Annotated in this window: 15 protein-coding genes; 10 read left to right on the plus strand and 5 right to left on the minus strand. The window is 73.7% G+C overall.

Features of this window, described 5'->3' with window-relative positions:
• Nucleotide 1 precedes the first annotated feature (1 nt).
• From I8D64_RS10390 to I8D64_RS10410, 5 genes are all read left to right on the plus strand, one after another.
• Entirely contained in the window at nucleotides 2-841 is an 840-nt protein-coding gene (locus tag I8D64_RS10390; protein ID WP_200502503.1) for a GNAT family N-acetyltransferase, read from the plus strand.
• Nucleotides 842-976: 135 nt separating this feature from the next.
• Nucleotides 977-1,954 carry a glutaminase A gene (gene glsA / locus I8D64_RS10395; protein WP_200502505.1) on the plus strand — a complete coding sequence of 326 codons (978 nt, stop codon included), beginning with the start codon at nucleotides 977-979 and terminating at the stop codon, nucleotides 1,952-1,954.
• Between the two features lie 117 nt (nucleotides 1,955-2,071).
• Nucleotides 2,072-2,977 carry an ABC transporter ATP-binding protein gene (locus tag I8D64_RS10400; protein ID WP_200502506.1) on the plus strand — a complete coding sequence of 302 codons (906 nt, stop codon included), beginning with the start codon at nucleotides 2,072-2,074 and terminating at the stop codon, nucleotides 2,975-2,977.
• Between the two features lie 143 nt (nucleotides 2,978-3,120).
• Nucleotides 3,121-4,173: an iron-siderophore ABC transporter substrate-binding protein gene (locus I8D64_RS10405; protein WP_200502509.1), complete on the plus strand. Its 1,053-nt coding sequence runs from the start codon at nucleotides 3,121-3,123 to the stop codon at nucleotides 4,171-4,173.
• Between the two features lie 7 nt (nucleotides 4,174-4,180).
• The gene (locus I8D64_RS10410; RefSeq protein WP_200502511.1) at nucleotides 4,181-6,337 is read left to right on the plus strand and encodes a Fe(3+)-hydroxamate ABC transporter permease FhuB; all 2,157 of its coding nucleotides are present in this window, start codon (nucleotides 4,181-4,183) and stop codon (nucleotides 6,335-6,337) included.
• 67 nt (nucleotides 6,338-6,404) lie between these two features.
• On the opposite strand, the gene ctlX is transcribed toward I8D64_RS10410, so the two are convergent.
• Together ctlX and I8D64_RS10420 are read right to left on the minus strand one after the other, a co-directional pair.
• Entirely contained in the window at nucleotides 6,405-7,349 is a 945-nt protein-coding gene (gene ctlX / locus I8D64_RS10415) for a citrulline utilization hydrolase CtlX (RefSeq protein WP_200502513.1), read from the minus strand.
• 44 nt (nucleotides 7,350-7,393) lie between these two features.
• A complete protein-coding gene (locus tag I8D64_RS10420) occupies nucleotides 7,394-8,428 on the minus strand; it encodes an ornithine cyclodeaminase (protein ID WP_200502673.1) in 1,035 nt (344 codons plus the stop codon).
• 136 nt (nucleotides 8,429-8,564) lie between these two features.
• Here I8D64_RS10420 and I8D64_RS10425 point away from each other — a divergent pair, with 136 nt between their 5' ends.
• Complete coding sequence (locus tag I8D64_RS10425) at nucleotides 8,565-9,020, plus strand: Lrp/AsnC family transcriptional regulator (protein ID WP_214651184.1); 456 nt, start codon at nucleotides 8,565-8,567, stop codon at nucleotides 9,018-9,020.
• A gap of 387 nt (nucleotides 9,021-9,407) precedes the next feature.
• Here the strand turns inward: I8D64_RS10425 and I8D64_RS10430 are convergent, their stop codons facing one another.
• A complete protein-coding gene (locus tag I8D64_RS10430; protein ID WP_343068533.1) occupies nucleotides 9,408-10,631 on the minus strand; it encodes a sensor histidine kinase in 1,224 nt (407 codons plus the stop codon).
• Nucleotides 10,625-11,335 carry a response regulator transcription factor gene (locus I8D64_RS10435; RefSeq protein WP_343068534.1) on the minus strand — a complete coding sequence of 237 codons (711 nt, stop codon included), beginning with the start codon at nucleotides 11,333-11,335 and terminating at the stop codon, nucleotides 10,625-10,627. The genes I8D64_RS10430 and I8D64_RS10435 overlap by 7 nt, the downstream gene beginning before the upstream one ends.
• Before the next feature lie 200 nt (nucleotides 11,336-11,535).
• On the opposite strand from I8D64_RS10435, the gene I8D64_RS10440 reads away from it, so the two are divergent.
• From I8D64_RS10440 to I8D64_RS10455, 4 genes are read left to right on the plus strand one after another with little or no spacing between them, the layout of a single operon-like run.
• Complete coding sequence (locus tag I8D64_RS10440) at nucleotides 11,536-12,075, plus strand: DM13 domain-containing protein (RefSeq protein WP_200502515.1); 540 nt, start codon at nucleotides 11,536-11,538, stop codon at nucleotides 12,073-12,075.
• A 17-nt stretch (nucleotides 12,076-12,092) separates the two neighbouring features.
• Entirely contained in the window at nucleotides 12,093-12,551 is a 459-nt protein-coding gene (locus I8D64_RS10445) for a DoxX family membrane protein (protein WP_200502516.1), read from the plus strand.
• Between the two features lie 10 nt (nucleotides 12,552-12,561).
• Nucleotides 12,562-13,392 (plus strand): DUF5926 family protein, encoded by an 831-nt coding sequence (locus I8D64_RS10450; RefSeq protein WP_200502520.1) that lies wholly within the window; start codon nucleotides 12,562-12,564, stop codon nucleotides 13,390-13,392.
• A complete protein-coding gene (locus I8D64_RS10455; protein ID WP_200502521.1) occupies nucleotides 13,389-15,290 on the plus strand; it encodes a glycosyltransferase in 1,902 nt (633 codons plus the stop codon). The genes I8D64_RS10450 and I8D64_RS10455 overlap by 4 nt, the downstream gene beginning before the upstream one ends.
• Nucleotides 15,291-15,419: 129 nt before the next feature.
• On the opposite strand, the gene I8D64_RS10460 is transcribed toward I8D64_RS10455, so the two are convergent.
• Nucleotides 15,420-17,513, minus strand: coding sequence for a hypothetical protein (locus I8D64_RS10460; RefSeq protein WP_200502522.1), 2,094 nt, complete (start codon nucleotides 17,511-17,513; stop codon nucleotides 15,420-15,422).

The raw sequence follows: 17,513 nt of genomic DNA on the forward strand, positions 1-17,513 counted from the left end.
CATGACAGTCCCGCTCACCCGCCTCGCCACGCCCGCCGACCGCGACCTGGTCCGCACCCTGCGTCTGCGCACCCTGCAGGAGGATCCCGAGGCGTTCGGCTCGACCTACGAGGGGACCCTCGAGCGCGAGCGCGAGGACCCGACCTACTGGGACCGCTTCCTCGCGCTCGGCGCATGCATCCTGGCGACCCCCGAGGGCGGCGAGGCCCCACGAGGCATCGCCCGGGTGGTCCCCGGGACGGAGCCGGGGGAGCCGGCCATGATCTTCTCCGTGTGGGTCGCCCCGGAGGCGCGCGGAACCGGTGCGGGCCGGGCCCTCATCGACGCCTGCATCGACTGGGCCGAGGAGCACCTTCCCGCGGTGCGCCTGCGCCTGCACGTGATGCGTGAGAACCCCAGCGCGCGACGGCTCTACGAGCGCTGCGGTTTCGGGGAGATCGGAGCAGATCCCGAGGACCCCGCGCAGCTCGTCATGGAGCGCCGCTCGGGCCGCGCCCTCCCCGCCGTGCTGCTGCCCACCGCGCTCGTCGCCCGCTATCGGGCCGTGGACCGGGAGGTCGTCGGCTCCCCGCACCTGGACACCCCCGCCCACCTCGACGCGATCGAGGCCGATGTGCGCGTCCACGGCATCCGCACCCCGCTCGACCTCGCCTTCAACGAGCAGTTCGCGACGCTGGACGGGAACCACCGCGTGGCCGTCGCCCTGCGCCTCGGCCTCGAACAGGTGCCCGTCCACGTGACCCGTCGGCTGCTGAGCCCGCGCCCCGAGCACGCCCGAACCATGCGCCCCGAGGATCTCGCCGCGCTCGAGGAGGCGCTCGCGGGCGAGCGGCCAGCCTGACGGACGTCGGAACAGGCGCTTCGGCCGGCTCTGCACCGACTCACCGTCCGGCCCTGCACCGGCCCCTCGCCGGCCCGTCGGCCCGCCCGCGGCACCGGGCTGGGGTGTTCGCTGCGCCCCGTGTACGGTCCGAGGGTGACCAGCGCGCTCAGCACCTACTTCGACCGGCAGAGGCACGTCCTCGGCTCCGCCGTGCCCGACGGCGACATCCCCGACCTCGCCCGCCTCTCCGGGGCGCGCGAGGACCACCTCGGCGTCGCCCTGTGCATGACCGACGGCGAGATCACCACCGCCGGCACCGACCACTGCTTCCCGATCCAGTCGATCTCCAAGGCCTTCGCCTACGGCGCCGCGATCGACCTGCACGGCCTGGAGTACGTGAACTCGATCGTCGACGAGGAGCCGACGGGCGAGCAGTTCAACGCCCTCAGCCTCGACGTGTGGACGAAGAAGCCCAAGAACCCGCTGGTGAACATCGGCGCGATCCGCACCCACGCGATGCTCGGTCCCACCCAGGGCGAGCGCACCGAGCGCCTGCGCTCCGTGCTCGAGGCCGCCGCCGGCCACACCCTCGCCCTGCACGAGGCGACCCGCCGCGAGGAGGCCCGCACGGCCGACCGCAACCTCGCGCTCGCCTACATGCTGCGCGCCGCCGGCTCCATGACCGAGGAGGCGCACGAGGTCGTCGAGGGGTACATCGAAGGCTGCTCGGTCCTCGCCTCGGTCACGGATCTCGCCGTGATGGCCGCGACACTCGCCTCGGGCGGCACCAATCCGCTGACGGGCGAGGAGGTGTTCTCCCGCGTCGCAGCCCGCAAGACCCTCTCCGTGATGCTCACCTGCGGGATGTACGACAACGCGGGCGACTGGGTGAGCGACGTCGGCCTGCCCGCGAAGTCCGGGGTCGCCGGCGGCATCATCGCCGCGCTGCCCTCCCGCTTCGGCATCGCGACCTACGCCCCGCAGCTGGACCTGCACGGCAACTCCGTGCGCGGCACCCTGCTGTTCGAGCGCTTCAGCGAGGACTTCGCCCTGCACATGCTCGACGGCGTCGAGCCCATGGACCTCGAGCGCCGCGCCGCCGAGATCGTCGAGGTGAGCGGGGAGCACTGAGGGTGCGGGCCCGCGCCTCGCTCGCCGTCCGCCCGCGCTCCGGCTGTGCCGCAGTGCACATCTCTGAGGGCGGTCGAAGGGTGTGGCCGACCATGCGGCACGGTTAGGCTCTCCTTCATGACGACCGATCTCCGATCGACCGCCGTCGAGGAGAGCACCGTCCCGTCCGAGGACCTCGCCCCCGACGGAGCAGGCGAGGCCGCCCGGCGCACCGCATCGCCCGACCCCGCGCGCCGGCTGGACGCCGAGGGCCTCGTGCTGCGCTACGGCCGCAGCGAGGTCGTCCACGGCGTCGACCTGCAGATCCGCCCTGGCGAGGTCACTGTGCTGCTGGGCCCCAACGGCAGCGGCAAGTCGACCGTGCTGCGCGCCGTCTCCCGTCTGCACCCGCTGACCCAGGGAGAGGTGCGCATCGCCGAGCGCGACGCGGCGCTGATGGGCGCCAAGGACTTCGCGCGCACCCTCACCCTCTTCTCCCAGAGCCGCGGCACCCCGCAGGGCCTCACCGTGCGCGAGGTCGTCGGCTTCGGCCGCCACCCGCACCGCCGCCGCTTCGCCGGTCTCTCCGATGTCGACGAGGCCGCGATCGAGCGGGCCATGGAGCTGACCGGGACCACGGCCTTCGCCGCCCGCGGCGTCGGCGAGCTCTCCGGCGGGGAGATCCAGCGCGTCTGGCTGGCCTCCTGCCTCGCCCAGGACACCGGCATCGTCCTGCTCGACGAGCCCACCAACCACCTCGACCTGCGTTTCCAGATCGAGACCCTCGACCTCGTGCGGGACCTCGCGGCCGAGCACGGCGCCGCGATCGGCGTGGTCCTGCACGACCTCGGCCAGGCCACCCGCATCGCCGACCGCGTGGTGCTGCTGCGCCGCGGCGACGTCCACGCGGCCGGCACCGTCGACGAGGTCCTCACCTCGCAGCATCTCAGCGAGGTCTACGACATCCCCATCGAGACCAGTACGGATCCCGCCAGCGGACGCCGCCGCATCGAGGTCGCCGAGCGGCGCCCTCGCGCCCGCTGACCGCCCGTCGGCCCGAGCGCTGACCGCCGGTTCACGGGCCCCCTCGCACCGCCCCGCACGCACGTCGCCCCACCGCAGTCACCACCTGGCTGCACGTCATCCCGCCCACACCCGGCCGCATGGCCGTCACCACCCGGAGAACCATGACCACCACCTCGCGTCCGTCCTCGCTGCGTCGCCTCGGCGTCGTCCTCACCCTGGGCCTCACGGCTCTCTCGCTCGCCGCCTGCGGCACGACCGACGTCGAGGCGTCCACCGACGCCACGAAGGACGCCTCAGCCGTGTCCGAGTCCTGCGCCGACGACTCCACCTCGACCGCGACCGGCCCCGTCGAGCTCACCGACGACTTCGGCCGCACCGTGAAGCTCGACGAGCCCGCGAAGCGCGTCGCCGTCCTCGAATGGCAGCAGACCGAGGACCTCCTCAGCCTCTGCGTGACGCCCGTGGGCGTCGCCGACGTCGAGGGCTTCACCACCTGGGACACCGCCGAGAAGCTCCCCGACGGCGTCACGGACGTCGGCCAGCGCGGCGAGCCCGACCTCGACACCCTCTACGGCACGGACCCCGACCTCATCATCGTCGAGGCCTCCAGCAAGGACGACGAGATCATCGGCCAGCTCGAGGAGCGCGGAGTGCCGGTGCTCGCCACCCAGGGCGCCGACGCGAAGGACCCCATCGGGAATATGAAGGACCTGTTCTCCCTGATCGGGAAGGCGACCGGCCGGACCGAGCGCGCGGACGCGGTCCTCGAGGAGTTCGATCAGCACCTCGCCGAGGCCAAGAAGAAGGTCGAGGATGTCGACCTGCCCACGCGCGATTTCGTCTACTTCGACGGTTGGGTCGACGGCGGCAACGTCTCCATCCGCCCCTTCGGGAAGGGCGCCCTGTTCAGCGCGCTCGGCGAGGAGCTCGGGCTGAAGCCCGCCTGGACCGGGAAGACCGACGCGATCTACGGGCTGGGCCAGACCGACATGGAGGGCCTCACCTCCGTGGGCGACGCGAACCTCTTCTATACGTCGACCGACGACCCGGCCGGCAACTACGTCACCGAGCTCGAGAAGAACGACATCTGGACCTCGCTGCCCGCCGTCGAGGACGGCCGCGCCCACGCGTTCCCCTCGAGCATCTGGACGTTCGGCGGCCCCCGCACCTCCGAACAGGCGGTCGACGCCTACGTCGACGCGCTCACGAAGTGACCCGCCCGTGACCCCCACGGCGAGCCCCACCGCCGCCCCCGAGAGCGCGGAGCGGGCCCCGGCCGCGACGCCGACCCCCGCAGCGCCCCGGCGCGCGGGCGTCGGCGCGCTGCTCGCGGGCGGCGGCGGGCTCGTCGTGCTCGCCCTGGCGCTGGTGATCGTCGGCGCCTGGCACCTCACCCAGGGGACCTCGGGCATCGGCCTCGGGGACCTGCTGCGCGCCGCCGTCGGGGCGGAGCCCGCCGACCGGGCGGGGGAGGGCGGCGTCCCCGTCTCCGCGATCTTCTCCGCCTCGCGCCTGCCGCGGCTGCTCGCCGGGGTCGCGGTCGGCTTCGCGCTCGGCGCGGCGGGCGCCGTCCTGCAGTCGATCTCCCGCAACGCCCTCGCCTCGCCCGACACCCTCGCCGTGACCGCCGGCTCCTACCTCGCGATCGTCGCCGTCGCCGCCTTCGGACTGGCCGTGCCGATCTGGGCGTCCGGCGCCGTGGCCTTCGCCGGCGGCCTCGCCGCCGCGGGCCTCGTGCTCGCGATCTCGGGCGGCGCGGGGACCTCCACCACGCGGCTCGTGCTCGCCGGGTCCGCGGTCGCGCTCGCCCTGCAGGCCGCGACCTCCGCCCTGCTCATCCTCTTCGAGGTGCAGACCACGGGCCTGTTCGCCTGGGGGAGCGGCTCCCTCGCCCAGTTGAACCTCGACGCCTCCCTGCGCGCGATCCCGGTGATCGCCGGCGTGCTCGTGGTGATGCTGCTGATCTCCCGGCGCCTGGACATCCTGGGCCTGGGCGACGACGCCGCCTCCTCCCTCGGCATCCCGGTGCGCCGCACCCGCATGCTCGGGATCCTCGGCGCCGTGCTGCTCACCGCGATCGCCGTGACCGTCGCCGGGCCCGTCGGCTTCGTGGGCCTGGGCGCCCCGGTGCTCGCCCGCCTGCTCGCGGTGCTGCTGCCCGCCCTGCACCGCCACGTGCTGCTCATCCCAGCCTCGGGACTCCTGGGTGCGCTCGTCGTCATCCTGGCCGACGCGCTGCTGCGCGGCATCGCCGGCGCCGAGGCCGCCGCGAAGATCCCCACCGGCATCGCGACTTCCCTGCTGGGCGCGATCATCATGATCGTCCTGGCCCGTCGGCTGCGGGACTCGGGGCCCGCGAAGGAGCCGCCGCAGGCCCGCACCCCGCCGCGCTCCGGCCGGCGCGCCCTCGTGATCGGCGTGATCGTCCTCGCGGCGCTCGCCGCGGCAGGACTCGTCGGACTGCTCGCGGGCAGCCTCTGGCTGCGCACGGGCGACGTGCTCCTGTGGCTCCAGCACGCGGCTCCTGCGCCGGTGCGCTTCGCGCTCGACGAGCGCCTGCCGAGGACCACCGCCGCGATCGTGGGCGGCGCGTCGCTCGCGCTGGCCGGCAGCGTCGTGCAGTCCACCGTCCGCAACCCGCTCGCCGAGCCCGGCATCCTCGGCATCACCGCCGGAGCGGGCCTCGGCGCCGTGCTCGCGATCAGCGCCGGCGGCGCGGACGGCGCGAGCCGGCCCGTGATGGTGGGCGCCGCCATCGTCGGCGGCCTCGTCACCTTCGCCGTCATCTACCTGCTGGCCTGGCGGCGCGGCATCCGACCCGAGCGCCTCGTGCTCGTGGGCATCGGCATGGGCTTCGCCCTCTCCTCCCTCTCCACGTTCCTGCTGCTGTGGCAGAACCCGTGGGACACCCCGCGCCTGCTCACCTGGCTCTCCGGCACCACCTACGGCCGCAGCCTGGTCGACGTCGCGATCGTCGCCGTGGCCCTGGTGCTCATCGCCCCCTTCGTGCTCTCCCGCTCGCGCGAGCTCGACCTGCTCGCGCTCGACGAGGACTCGCCGCGGATCCTCGGCGTGCGCCTCGAGCGCACCCGTCTCGCGGTGATCACGTGCGCGGCCGTGCTCGCCTCCGTCAGTGTCATCGCGGTGGGCACGATCGGGTTCGTGGGGCTCGTCGCCCCGCACCTCGCGCGGGCCCTTGTCGGCGCGAGGCACCTGCGCTCCGTGCCGGTCGCGATGCTGCTGGGCGCGCTGCTGGTGAGCATCGCCGACACGATCGGCCGCACCCTCATCGCCCCCGCCCAGGTCCCCGCGGGACTCGTCGTGGCGATCATCGGCGCGCCCTACTTCGTCTGGCTGCTCTGGCGCTCGCGCGCCTGAGGAGCCGGGTGCCGATGGGGCTGGCGGAGCCGACGGGACTGCAGGGGCCGACGGGTCGGCGGGCGCCTCAGACGCGCGGCGCCAGGTGGATTCCGGCGATCATGCAGCGCACCGATCCGCCCGCCGTCTCGATCGTCGGCACCTCGACCGCGCGCACGCGGCACGAGCGCTCTATCCGCCGACGCTGATCGAGGGTGAGCGCCGCGGCGGCGGTCCCCGACATCATCAGCGAGCGTTCGCCCGCGGGATCGGAGGCCGCGCCCGCCTCCGACACGACCTCGAGGCAGTTCCCCGCGAAGGCCCGCACCTGGCCCTCGTCGATCTCGACGACCTCCCGGCCGCCCGCGCGCAGGCGCTCGCGCACGGCCTCCCGCCGCGCCGGGTCCCGGATCATCGAGGCGCCCAGGACGGCGACCTCGTTCCCCACGCTCATCAGCACGTTCGTGTGATAGACGGGCACGCTCGCGGCGTCGGCCGCATCGAAGACGAGGGGTTCGAGACCGAGGTCCGCGCACACTTCCGCGAGCAGCGTCTCGTCGAGGCGCCGCGAGCGGCACGCGAAGGCCGTGCCCGTGACGTCGTCGAGCACCATCGCCCCGGTGCCCTCGAGGAAGCGCGCGTCGGCCTCCCCGTCGGAGTAGTCCACGACCCTGCGCACGTGGAAGCACCTGCGCAGCGCGGCGACGATGTCCGCGCGGCGCTCGGCGCGGCGGCTGGGCGCATACATGGGGAACAGGGCGAGCGTGCCGTCCGCGTGCGTGCTCAGCCAGTTGTTCGGGAACACGCTGTCGGGGGTCGCCGTGCCCGGATCATCGAACATCGTCACCGCGACGCCCGCTGCGTCGAGCGCGTCCGCGAGGCGCCCCACCTCGTCGTACGCCCGCCGGGCGAGCACGGCGGGGTCCTCGGCGCGCGCGGCGCCGAGGGACTGGAAGGCGTTGTCGAGCGCCGTCTCCGGGTTCGCCGTGAAGTGGTGGGGCCGCACCAGCAACGCCCGCGACGGGGACTGCACGGGGAGCGGATGCTCCGACCGAGCACCGGCGAGGGCCGGGGCACTCATCGCCCGCCGACCGGGGACAGCGAGTTGACCAGCGAGAACAGATCCTTGGGGTCGCTCGGGGAGGCCACCAGGTCCACGTCGGAGACGAGGTCGGTGCCGGCCGTCGCGTCGCGTGCGCAGCGCAGGCCCGAGAAGTCGGAGATCGCGAAGCCCACCGAGTCGAACACGGTGATCTGCTCGGGCGAGGTGCGCCCTGCGGCGGTGCCCGTGAGCACCTCCCAGAGCTCGGTGACGGCGAAGTCATCCGGCATCTGCTGGATCTCGCCCTCGATGCGGGTCTGCGGCGTGAACTCGACGAACACGTCACCGGCCTCGAGGATCCGCGGGTCCAGCTCGGTCTTGCCGGGGCAGTCGCCGCCGATCGCGTTGACGTGCACGCCGGGGCGCACGTCGGCCAGGTCCAGGACCCGGTTCTGGGCCTTGTCCGCGGTGCAGGTCGTGATGATGTCCGCGCCCTCGGCCGCCTCCGCGGCGGTCGCGGCGTCGTGGATGCGGAAGCCGAGCGGCTCGAGGTTGCGGCGCACCTTGTCGACCGCCGCGGGGTCGACGTCGAACACGCGCAGCTCCTCGATGCCGAGCACACCCCGGAAGGCGAGCGCCTGGAACTCCGACTGCGAGCCCGCGCCGACGAGGGCGAGCACGCGGGAGTCGGGCCGGGCGAGGGTGCGGGCGGCGAGGGCGGAAACGGCCGCCGTGCGCAGCGCCGTCAGCAGCGTCATCTCGGAGAGGAACACCGGGTAGCCGTTGTCGACGTCGGCGAGGACGCCGAAGGCGGTCACGGTCTGGAAGCCGCGCGCGGGGTTCGAGGGATGACCGTTGACGTACTTGAACGCGTACGTCTCGCCGTCGGAGGTCGGCATCAGCTCGATCACGCCGAACGGGGTGTGGCTCGCGATCCGGGGGATCCGCTCGAAGCTCTGCCAGCGCCGGAAGTCGTGGTCGAGGTACCCGACCATGGTGGTGAGGATGTTCTGGGCGCCGTCCCGCACGATCCAGCGGGCCATGTTCGCCACGTCGAGCAGCTGCGTCATCGTCATCGCTCCGTCTCTCGCGGTGTGCCTGGTGATGCTCAGCGTAGATTTTGCAGATGGCAGGCGGAAGAGCCGGATCGCGCGAGATCTGCCAAGTTCATGCGCATTCTGCGAGCAGGGATCTAGCATTCTGCGCATGAACACTGCACCGGAGGGCTCCGTGGACCGGCTGACGGACCTGGACCGGCGACTGCTGGCGGCGCTGCGCACCGACGGGCGCGCGCCGATCGCCTCCCTCGCCCAGCGGCTCGGCGTCTCGCGGGCGACGGTCTCTCACCGGATCGAGAAGCTCACCGCCCAGGGCGTGATCGTCGGCTTCTCGGTGCGCGTGCGCGACTACGGGCAGACGGCGCCCGTGCGCGCGATCTCCTTCATCGAGGTCGAGGGGCGCACGACGGACCGGGCGATCGACGCCCTGCGCGGCTTCGTCGAGATCCAGAACCTCCACACGACCAACGGCGGCTGGGACCTGGTCGCCGAGATCGCCTGCGAGGACCTCGCGGCCTTCGACGGCGTGCTGCGACGGATCCGCGGCATCGAGGGCGTGGTCAACTCGGAGACGAGCCTGCTGCTGAGCTCGGTGGTGCGCTGACGGGGCCGGGACGTCGCGGTCGTCGCGGATCCGGGCATGGGCGGACCCGCAGGCTGCGCTCGTGCGCCTGCCGGATGGACGAGGTCCGGCGCCTGCGGGTCCGGGCAGCTCGGTGGGATTCGCTGCACGTCCCTCGATCTGGTGGTCGGCGGCGGTGCCGCCGGTCAGGTCGATGGTCGCCTCAGCGGCGAGCCACCTCACATGTCCGAGAGAACTTCATCTGTCGGATCACCTCCTTCCCTGTGTCCGACGAGCGTAGGACTGGACGCGAGAGGGCGGCAAGGGATTAAAAGGAGCGGACGCGGGCGCGGGGTCGGGAGCGTGAGCACGCGGGGGCCGGGAGCGGACGCGGAGGCGTGCACCGGTGACGACGAGCAGGGCTCGAGCTCAGCCCGCAGGCAACACGAGGTCGAGGCGGAAGCCGCCGTCGACCCGCTGCGCCGTGACGCCGCCGCCGTGGGCCTCGGCGATGCCGCGCACGATCGCGAGGCCGAGGCCCGCGCCGCCGGAGGCGCCGAGGTCGTCGGACTGCGTGCGCGCGGGATCCTCGCGCCACCCGACCTCGAAGATCCGCCCGATGTGCTCGCTCGCGACGCCCGGCCCCTGGTCCAGGACGCTGAGGACCAGGCGGCTGCCGGGCAGGACGTCGGCCGAGACCACGATCTCCCCGCCGTCGGGGGAGTGGCGCACGCCGTTGCTGAGGAGGTTCGCGAGCGCTCGCGTGAGCTCGCGCGGATCCGCCCGCAGCACGCGGCCCTCGATGCCGCGGTGCACAATGCGGATGCCGCGGCGCTGGGCCACGGGCATCACGTCGGCGACGGCGTCGGAGACGAGATCCAGCAGCTCGACGGTCTCCCGCCGCAGCACGAGGGTTCCGGACTGCAGGCGGGAGAGCTCGAAGAGGTCCTCGACCATCGAGCTGAGGGTGTCCACGCGACCGCGGATGCCGCGCGCATAGGCGGTGGGATCGTCGGCGGTGCCCGCCTCGATCGCCTCGGCCATCGCGCGCAGACCCGTGAGCGGGGTGCGCAGGTCGTGGGAGATCCACGCGATCGACTGCCGGCGGTCCGCGTCCAGCGCCTCGATCTCCGCGCGCGCCGCGTCGAGCCGACGGGACGTCTCCTCGAGCTCGGTCGAGAGGGTCTCGAACTCCCTCCAGCCGGGCCCGCCGGCCCCGCCCGCGCCCTCGGACCCGTCCGTGCCGTCGGATCCGTCCGCGCCGGCCGAGCCACCGGTCCCGATGCCGGTCCCGACACCGGTCCCGACGCCGGCCCGATCCCCGAGCCGCCGCGCCGAGTCCGCGAGCGCCGTGATCGAGGTGCGGACCCGCCGGCCCAGCAGCAGTCGCGCGGCCGCGATCGAGATCAGGCCCGAGACGGCGAGCACCCAGGCCAGGACCGCGAGATCGTGCGCGGAGAAGTACATCTCCACGAGCACCGCGAGGGTCGTCGCCGCGATCGAGAGCACCGTCGCGACCAGCAGGATCACCGTCTGCGAGACGATGCTGCCGCGCCGGTTCAGGCGCAGCGCCCACCAGGCGCCGCCCATCACGACGCCCGTGCACACGATCGTGGTCGCGACGATCAGCAGGTAGTCGATCGGGCTCAGCACGTCGGCCCCGTCTCCAGGCGGTACCCGGCGCCCCACTCGGTGCGCAGGAAGCGCGGGGTCGTCGGGTCGGGCTCGATCTTCTCGCGCAGGCGGCGCACGTGGACGGTCACCGTCGAGGCATCGCCCTCGCTCCAGCCCCAGACCTCGCGGAGGATCTCGTCGCGGCGCACCACCTGGCCCTCGCGACCCAGCAGGAACAGGAACAGCTCGTACTCGCGCGAGGTCAGCGCGATCTCGCGGTCCCCGATCCGCAGCCGCCTGTGCGCGGGATCCACGCGGAACGCCCCGGCCGTGAACGCGACGGGCGCCGCATCCGGCAGACGCCGACGCAGCAGGGCCTCGAGCCGCAGCTGCAGCTCGCGCAGGGAGAAGGGCTTGGGGAGGTAGTCGTCGGCCCCGTGCTCGAGGCCCTCGATGCGGTGGTCGACGGTGCCCAGCGCGGTGAGCATGAGGATCGGAACGTCGCTGATCCCGCGCACGCGGCGGCACAGCTCGTCGCCGCTGAGCCGCGGCAGCATACGGTCCAGCACGATCACGTCCGGGACCTGCGCCCGTATCGCCTCCCACGCGGCATCGCCCGCCGCGAAGGCGTCGACCCGGTGGCCGGCCGCCCGCAGATGGTCGCCGACCACCGTGCGCACGGCCGGATCGTCCTCGACGATCATCACCCGCGCGCCCGCGCTCGTCCTCTCGCTGCCGGCCACGCAGCCAGCGTAGGCGCAGGGGACGGCCGCGGATCTTACGGATCCGTCACGCGCCCTTACGGTTCCGTCATCGCGCTCACAGAGCCGTCATCCTCCTTCTCCGCGGCCGACGGGCCGGGTCGACTGGTCGTCATCGGGGTCGGCATCGGGCCGGCCCCTGGGTCGGGAAGCACCCCGGCCCTCGACACAGGAGGAATCCCATGCGCATCACCCGCACCCTGCAGCGCGCCGCCCTCGGCGCCGGAGCACTCGCGCTCGCCGCCGGCCTCGCCGCCTGCGGATCCGGCTCGGGCGGCTCGATGGACGACGGCGCGGCGAAGGACGGCTCGTCGTCCATGCAGACGAGCGATGGAGGCGGAGACTCAGGCATGACGTCCGACGGGGGCGGGGACATGAGCGGCGACATGGGCAGTGACATGGGCGGCGACATGGCGATGTCCATGGCGCACGGCACCTTCGCGGGGGCGAACGGCAAGAGCGTCGCAGGGAAGGTGAGCATCGAGGACGGGAAGCTCATGCTCAGCGGATTCTCCTCGGATGAGGGGCCCGACCTGCACCTCTACCTCGCGAAGGGCGACGACGAGGCCGCCGTCGGCTCGGGGATGGAGCTCGGCGACGTCGCCTACGACTCGGCCGAGCAGACGTTCTCCGTCGAGGGCGTCGACCTCTCGCAGTACGACCACGTGGTCGTCCACTGCGACAAGGCCAAGGCCGTGTTCGGCAGCGCCGCGCTGTCGTGAGTCCGAGGAGCGGGTGGGTGCGCGGCGCCGAACGGCTCGCCTCGGGATCGGCGCTCATCGCGCTCATCGCACGCCTCGTCCTTGCCGCGCTCTGGCTGGTCGAGGGCGCGGTGAAGGTGCACGCCGGCTTCGGCGCGGCGGACATCGGCCTGGTCGTCGACGGGGCGCGGTCGAACGCGCGCGTGCCCGAGGTGTTCGCCCTGTTCGCGGAGCACGTGATGGCGCCGCTGGCCGGGGTGTTCGGGATCGGCATCCCGGTGCTCGAACTGGCCCTCGGGGCCGGGCTCGCGCTGGGCTGGGGGAGACGCCTGCTCGCGCTCGCCTCGAGTGCGACGCTCGCCCTGTACTGGATGTCCGACCAGCTCGTCGTGCAGTACCCCGCGATGATGCTGCTCGGCGCCGTGGTGCTGTGCCTGGCGCGGGGCCCGGCGCGGCCCCGCGCGCCCCGCTCCTCCGCCGGGCCGCCGCATCGGTAGACTGGCGCGCATGTCGACGAGCTCACGAGACGCGCTGGTCCGCCGTCCTTTCGAGGGACTGCCGCAGGAGCAGGATCTGGTGGCGATGCGCCAGCTGATCCCTGCCGCGACCATCAGCGCGCGGACCACCGCCGCGTTGGGGAGCGAGGCCGTCACCCTCGCCACGATCCTGCCGATGAACTGGCCCGCGATCCGCCGCTCCGACGGCTCGGTCGTCGTCGGCCTGCAGGCGAGCGTCCCCGGCGGGGACCTCTCGCGCGCCTTCGGCCAGGCGATCGTGCAGGCCCTCGCGCTCGAGCCCGGCTCACCGGTCCCCACGGTCGCCCTCGAGGACGACTCCCCGCGCCTCCAGGACGTGCTGGACCTCGACGGCGACTTCGCGATCGAGGTCCACGACTCCTTCGAGTTCTGGGTCGACCCCGAGGCCGATCGCACCGCCGAGGTCGAGGCCTCCCTGCGGGATGCGAACGAGAAGATCATGCCGACCCGTCCGGTCGCGGGCCTCGAGCACGCCTACTGGGTCGACGCCGGCCCGAAGGAGCACCTGCGCTGGGTCCTCGACGCCGACGAGGACCGCGTCGTCGACGCCGTGGCCCGCCTGCACGCGCGCCGCGAGTCCGGCATCGGCGAGGGCACGAAGTACGTGGGCTCCTTCCGCGCCGAGGGCCTCACCATCCCGGTGTGGGATCTGCCCTCCGGCTTCGGAGCCGAGGGCGTCGAGGCCCAGGCCGAGGCTTTCAGCGCCCGCTTCCTCGAAGCGCTCGAGACCACCGAGCCGCTCACCGTCATGGAGCGGCGGGCCCGGGGCGGCATCGTCGCGCGCCAGGTGACCCTGCGATGAGCGCGGCGGGGCCGCTCGCGGCGGACCGTCCCACGGCGGTCGCCGTGGTGATCCCCGCCAAGGACGAGGCCGACCGGATCGAGGCGACGATCCGCGCCGCCCAGCGCATCGACCGCGTGGACACCGTGGTGGTCGTCGACGACGGCTCGAGCGATGCGACCGCAGCGGTCGCCACCGGTGCCGGCGCGCTCGTGGTCCGCCACCGCACCAACCGCGGGAAGGCCGCCGCGATGGCGACCGGCGCGCGCGTCATCGCCATGCGCGAGGACACCGAGGCGGCCGACGGCGGCGTGGACTTCCGCGAGGAGCTCCACGCCGAGCCCCGCATGCCCGGCCACACGGGCCCGCTGCCCGTGATCTCCCCGTCGGACCTCATGTCCCGCGCGCTGCTCTTCCTCGACGGCGACATGGAGGACAGCGCCGAGAACGCCGCCCCGCTCGTGGACGCCGTCCTCGACGACGGCGTCGACATGGCGATCGCCCTGCTGCCGCCCCAGAACGGCGCCGCCGGCTTTGGGATCGTGGTGCGCACCGCCCGCAACGGCATCCGCCGCATCACCGGATGGGAGCCGCAGCAGCCGCTCTCGGGTACGCGCTGCATCACCCGCGAGACCTGGGAGGCGTGCCAGCCGCTCGCCCCGGGCTGGGGCGTGGAGACGTCGCTGACGATCGACGCGCTCACCGGCGGTTTCTGGGTGAAGGAGGTGCCCTGCGCCCTGCGTCATCGCGCCACCGGCAAGGACCTGTCCGGACAGCTGCACCGCGCCGCCCAGCTGCGCGATGTCACCCGCGCGCTGCTGCGCCGCCGCACCGTGCACCCTCCGGAGGTGGCGGAGGAGACGGTGCCGGACGTCGAGGAGCCGGCCGTGGTCGCCGACGAGTCGGTGGTCGTGGACGAGCCAATGGGTGCCGACGAGGCGATGGGTGCCGACGAGGCGATGGGTGCCGACGAGGCGGCGCCGGCGGTCGAGGAGACTGCCTCGGGTGCCGAGGACGTCGAGGCTGAGCCCGGTGTGGATCCCGAGTCGGACGATGCGCCCGCACCGCTCGCGTTCGACGGATCGGAGAGCGCGGGTGGAATGACCGCGGAAGCTCTGTCGCCGCAGGCTGACGCGCTCGAGTCGGAGGATGAGGTCGCCCCCGCTGACGAGGCGCCCCAGGCAGACCACGCGCCCCAGGCCGACGTGACGGAGCAGATCGACGAGGTCGAACCCGCCGCCGCGGGCGCCCACGAGGCAGCGACGGAGCCGGCGCTTCCGCGCTCCGCGCCCGCGAGCTACCCGGACGACGTCGACGCCTGGGGAACGGTGTCGACCGAGGCATCGGTCGTGGACGAGAATTCTCCGGAGCCGGAGCCGGAGCCGGAGCCGGAGCCGGAGCCGGAGCCGGAGCCGGAGCCGGAGCCGGAGCCGGAGCCGGAACCCGAGCCGGAGACCGAGCCCGCCACGGCGCCTGCTCCCGAGACCCCGTCCGCCGCCGATTCCACGGACGCTTCGGCCGACGACGCCCCGTCGGCCCGCACTCTCGCGGACCTTCCCGCGTCGGGTCCGTTCGACGCCGAGGACGCGCGCGAGCTCGAGCAGGTCGACATCGCGGCCCTCGACGCGGACCTGCGCGCGCTGCCGGTGGACGGGCCCTTCGAACCCGAGGACGTGGTGCTGCTCGCCGGCGCCGATCTCCATGAACTGGGCCGACGCATGCACGAGGCGCCCGTGGACGGTCCCTTCGCCCCCGAGCACGCGGTGATCATGGCCGCGCATCTCCAGCGCAGCGTGCCGCGCGTTCCCGAGCGCATCGAGCTGCCGATGGACGCCGGGGAGTACACCTCGCTCGTGGTCCAGTCGGCCGTCGAGGAGGCGGACGCCGAGGGACAGCGGGATCGCGGCAGCCAGGACTGAGCTGGAGCCGGGGAGCAGCCCCACCTCGGACGCTCGGACGAGGGCCGCGCACGCTGCGCGGTGCCTCGTCCGTTCTCCGCCTCTGCGGTCCGACGCACCACCTGCCCTCCGCACCACCTGTGCGCCGCGTCACCCGCCGACCGGGGCATCCTCCCGGGCGGGCAGCACAGCCGCGAGCGCGAGAATGCCGAGGCCCAGCACGGCGGCGATCAGCACCGGTCCCGTGTCGTTCACCGCGTAGCCCAGCCACCCGCCCGCGACCAGCGCGATCCGGACCGAGCGCCCGCTCGGATGCTCCTCGTCCAGCTGCTCGAGGGCACGCCAGTGCAGGCGGCGCGGCATGAGGATCGCGACCGAGCCGAGCACCGCCGCGAGCACCACCAGCGCGAGCCCCGGGTAGTCCACGAGCATCTGCAGGTTCTGACCGAGCTTGCGCAGCACCACCGTCCCGAGTCCGCCCGAGAGCACGTCGTCGATGAATCGACCCAGGTGGGAGCGAGAAGCCGGCGGACGCAGCCAGTCGAGCACCGACACCCCGACCACGGCGACCGCGCCCGCCGCATACAGTCCCAGCACGTGCCACCAGCGCAGCGGGATGCCGGAGACGAGCAGGGCGAGCAGCCCGAACGTCGGCACGCACACGAGCATGGAGCCGAAATCCGCGCCCATCGACGGGGCGACGCAGGCCGCCGACACCACCACTCCCGTCGCCACCGTCGCGATCACCCGGGCGCGCGGGGTGCGCAGGCGCGTGAACAGGCAGCCCAGGGCGGCGAGCGTGCCCGCGAGCACCATGCCGAACAGGTGGTTCGAGAGCCCGTAGAAGCGCGCCCCGGAGATGGCGTTCGCGCCCAGCGGGGACCCCGTCTGCCACGGTGAGCCGAGCGCCGACTCGAGCAGGATGAGGCCCGCGACCAGGCCGAACGCGACCCCCGGAGGTCCGAAGCGCGAGCGCCGCCAGGGGCCGGCGAGCACCACCGCGGCCAGCACCGCCGACCCGGCCCACACCACGCCCGTCAGCGCCAGGGCCGGGTGCTCGGCCCGCCACCACGGCACGAGCGTGGACATGAGCGCGACCGGGAAGCACAGCGGCGCGATCGCGAGCAGCGAGCGGGCCGCGTGCCGCGCGCGATCGCGGCGGCGCAGCGGCGTGATCAGCAGCAGGACGAGCCCGACGGCCCCGAACGCCAGCCAGGAGAAGAACGCCGGGGGCGAGGCGCCGTCCACGAGCCGCGCGGCGAGCGAGCGGTCCAGCGCGAGCTGCTGGGGGTCGACGCGGGTGTCCTGCCCCTCGAAGGATTGCCCGGGGAGGGTGAGCGTCGGCTCGACGCCGTGGCTCTCGAGCACGGTGGGGAGCACGTCGGTGAGCACGACGAGCCCGTTCTGGTGGGTGGATCCGCTGGACAGCGCCTCGCCGGGGCGGCCGGTGTCCATCGCGACCTGCAGGCCGGCGGTGCGCGAGGCGATCGACCCCTGGGTCTCGACGGCCGCGGGATCGGCCGGGTCGGTCGCCGCGACGGAGACCAGCAGGGTGCGGGGGAGGTCCGCGGAGTCCGCCGCGGAACCGGACGCGGAATCGGCCGCGCACCCGCCTGCCGCGTCGAGCACCTCCCCGGCGCGCTCGTCCAGCGCAGTGAGATCCGAGGGAGTGGCCGAGCCGAGATCGACGAGGAGCACGCCGGAGTCTGCGTCTCCGGCACCATCACCATCGAGCGCCGCGCTGATGCGGCCGACGGGGACGTCCTCGCTCGCGTCGATCTCTGTGGTGCCGCCGGGGATGCGGGCGAGCTGGTCGGTGGGCGGGTTCGGGACGCCGGCGCTCGACGGGGCCGTCGCGGCGAGCCCGCGGAAGCCGGTGCGCAGCGTCTCCTCGCCCTGCCGCTTCGTGGAGACCACGGTGGTCGAGGTCGTGTTCATGGCTCCCACGCCGGCGTTCTCGGCGAGGCACTGCAGATGAGGGGTCGTCTCCTCGGACACGTCCTCCCAGGTCAGACCCGAGGTCACCAGGACCATGCGGACCGGTGTGCTCGACGCGCCTGCGTCCGCTCCGTCGTCGGCCCGCGCGGGTCCCGTCGGCCCGAGGAGTGCTGCGGCCGTCGCCAGCAGCACACACATCGCGGCGAGGGCGACCGGACGCGGGAGGAGACGCCGCGAGGCCCTCGGCGTCGGCCCCGCGAGCCCGCGGGGGATCGCGCGCGGACGGGACGGACTGGGGAACAGCAC

Source organism: Brachybacterium halotolerans, from assembly GCF_016623465.1.
Lineage (GTDB): Bacteria > Actinomycetota > Actinomycetes > Actinomycetales > Dermabacteraceae > Brachybacterium > Brachybacterium halotolerans.

Excerpts from the sequence above, each read along its gene's own strand:
- I8D64_RS10390 (WP_200502503.1), top strand. The coding sequence starts at position 2 with ATGACAGTCCCGCTCACCCGCCTCGCCACGCCCGCCGACCGCGACCTG.
- I8D64_RS10400 (WP_200502506.1), top strand. The coding sequence starts at position 2,072 with ATGACGACCGATCTCCGATCGACCGCCGTCGAGGAGAGCACCGTCCCG.
- I8D64_RS10405 (WP_200502509.1), top strand. The coding sequence starts at position 3,121 with ATGACCACCACCTCGCGTCCGTCCTCGCTGCGTCGCCTCGGCGTCGTC.
- I8D64_RS10420 (WP_200502673.1), bottom strand. The coding sequence starts at position 8,428 with ATGACGCAGCTGCTCGACGTGGCGAACATGGCCCGCTGGATCGTGCGG.
- I8D64_RS10425 (WP_214651184.1), top strand. The coding sequence starts at position 8,565 with ATGAACACTGCACCGGAGGGCTCCGTGGACCGGCTGACGGACCTGGAC.
- I8D64_RS10440 (WP_200502515.1), top strand. The coding sequence starts at position 11,536 with ATGCGCATCACCCGCACCCTGCAGCGCGCCGCCCTCGGCGCCGGAGCA.
- I8D64_RS10450 (WP_200502520.1), top strand. The coding sequence starts at position 12,562 with ATGTCGACGAGCTCACGAGACGCGCTGGTCCGCCGTCCTTTCGAGGGA.
- I8D64_RS10455 (WP_200502521.1), top strand. The coding sequence starts at position 13,389 with ATGAGCGCGGCGGGGCCGCTCGCGGCGGACCGTCCCACGGCGGTCGCC.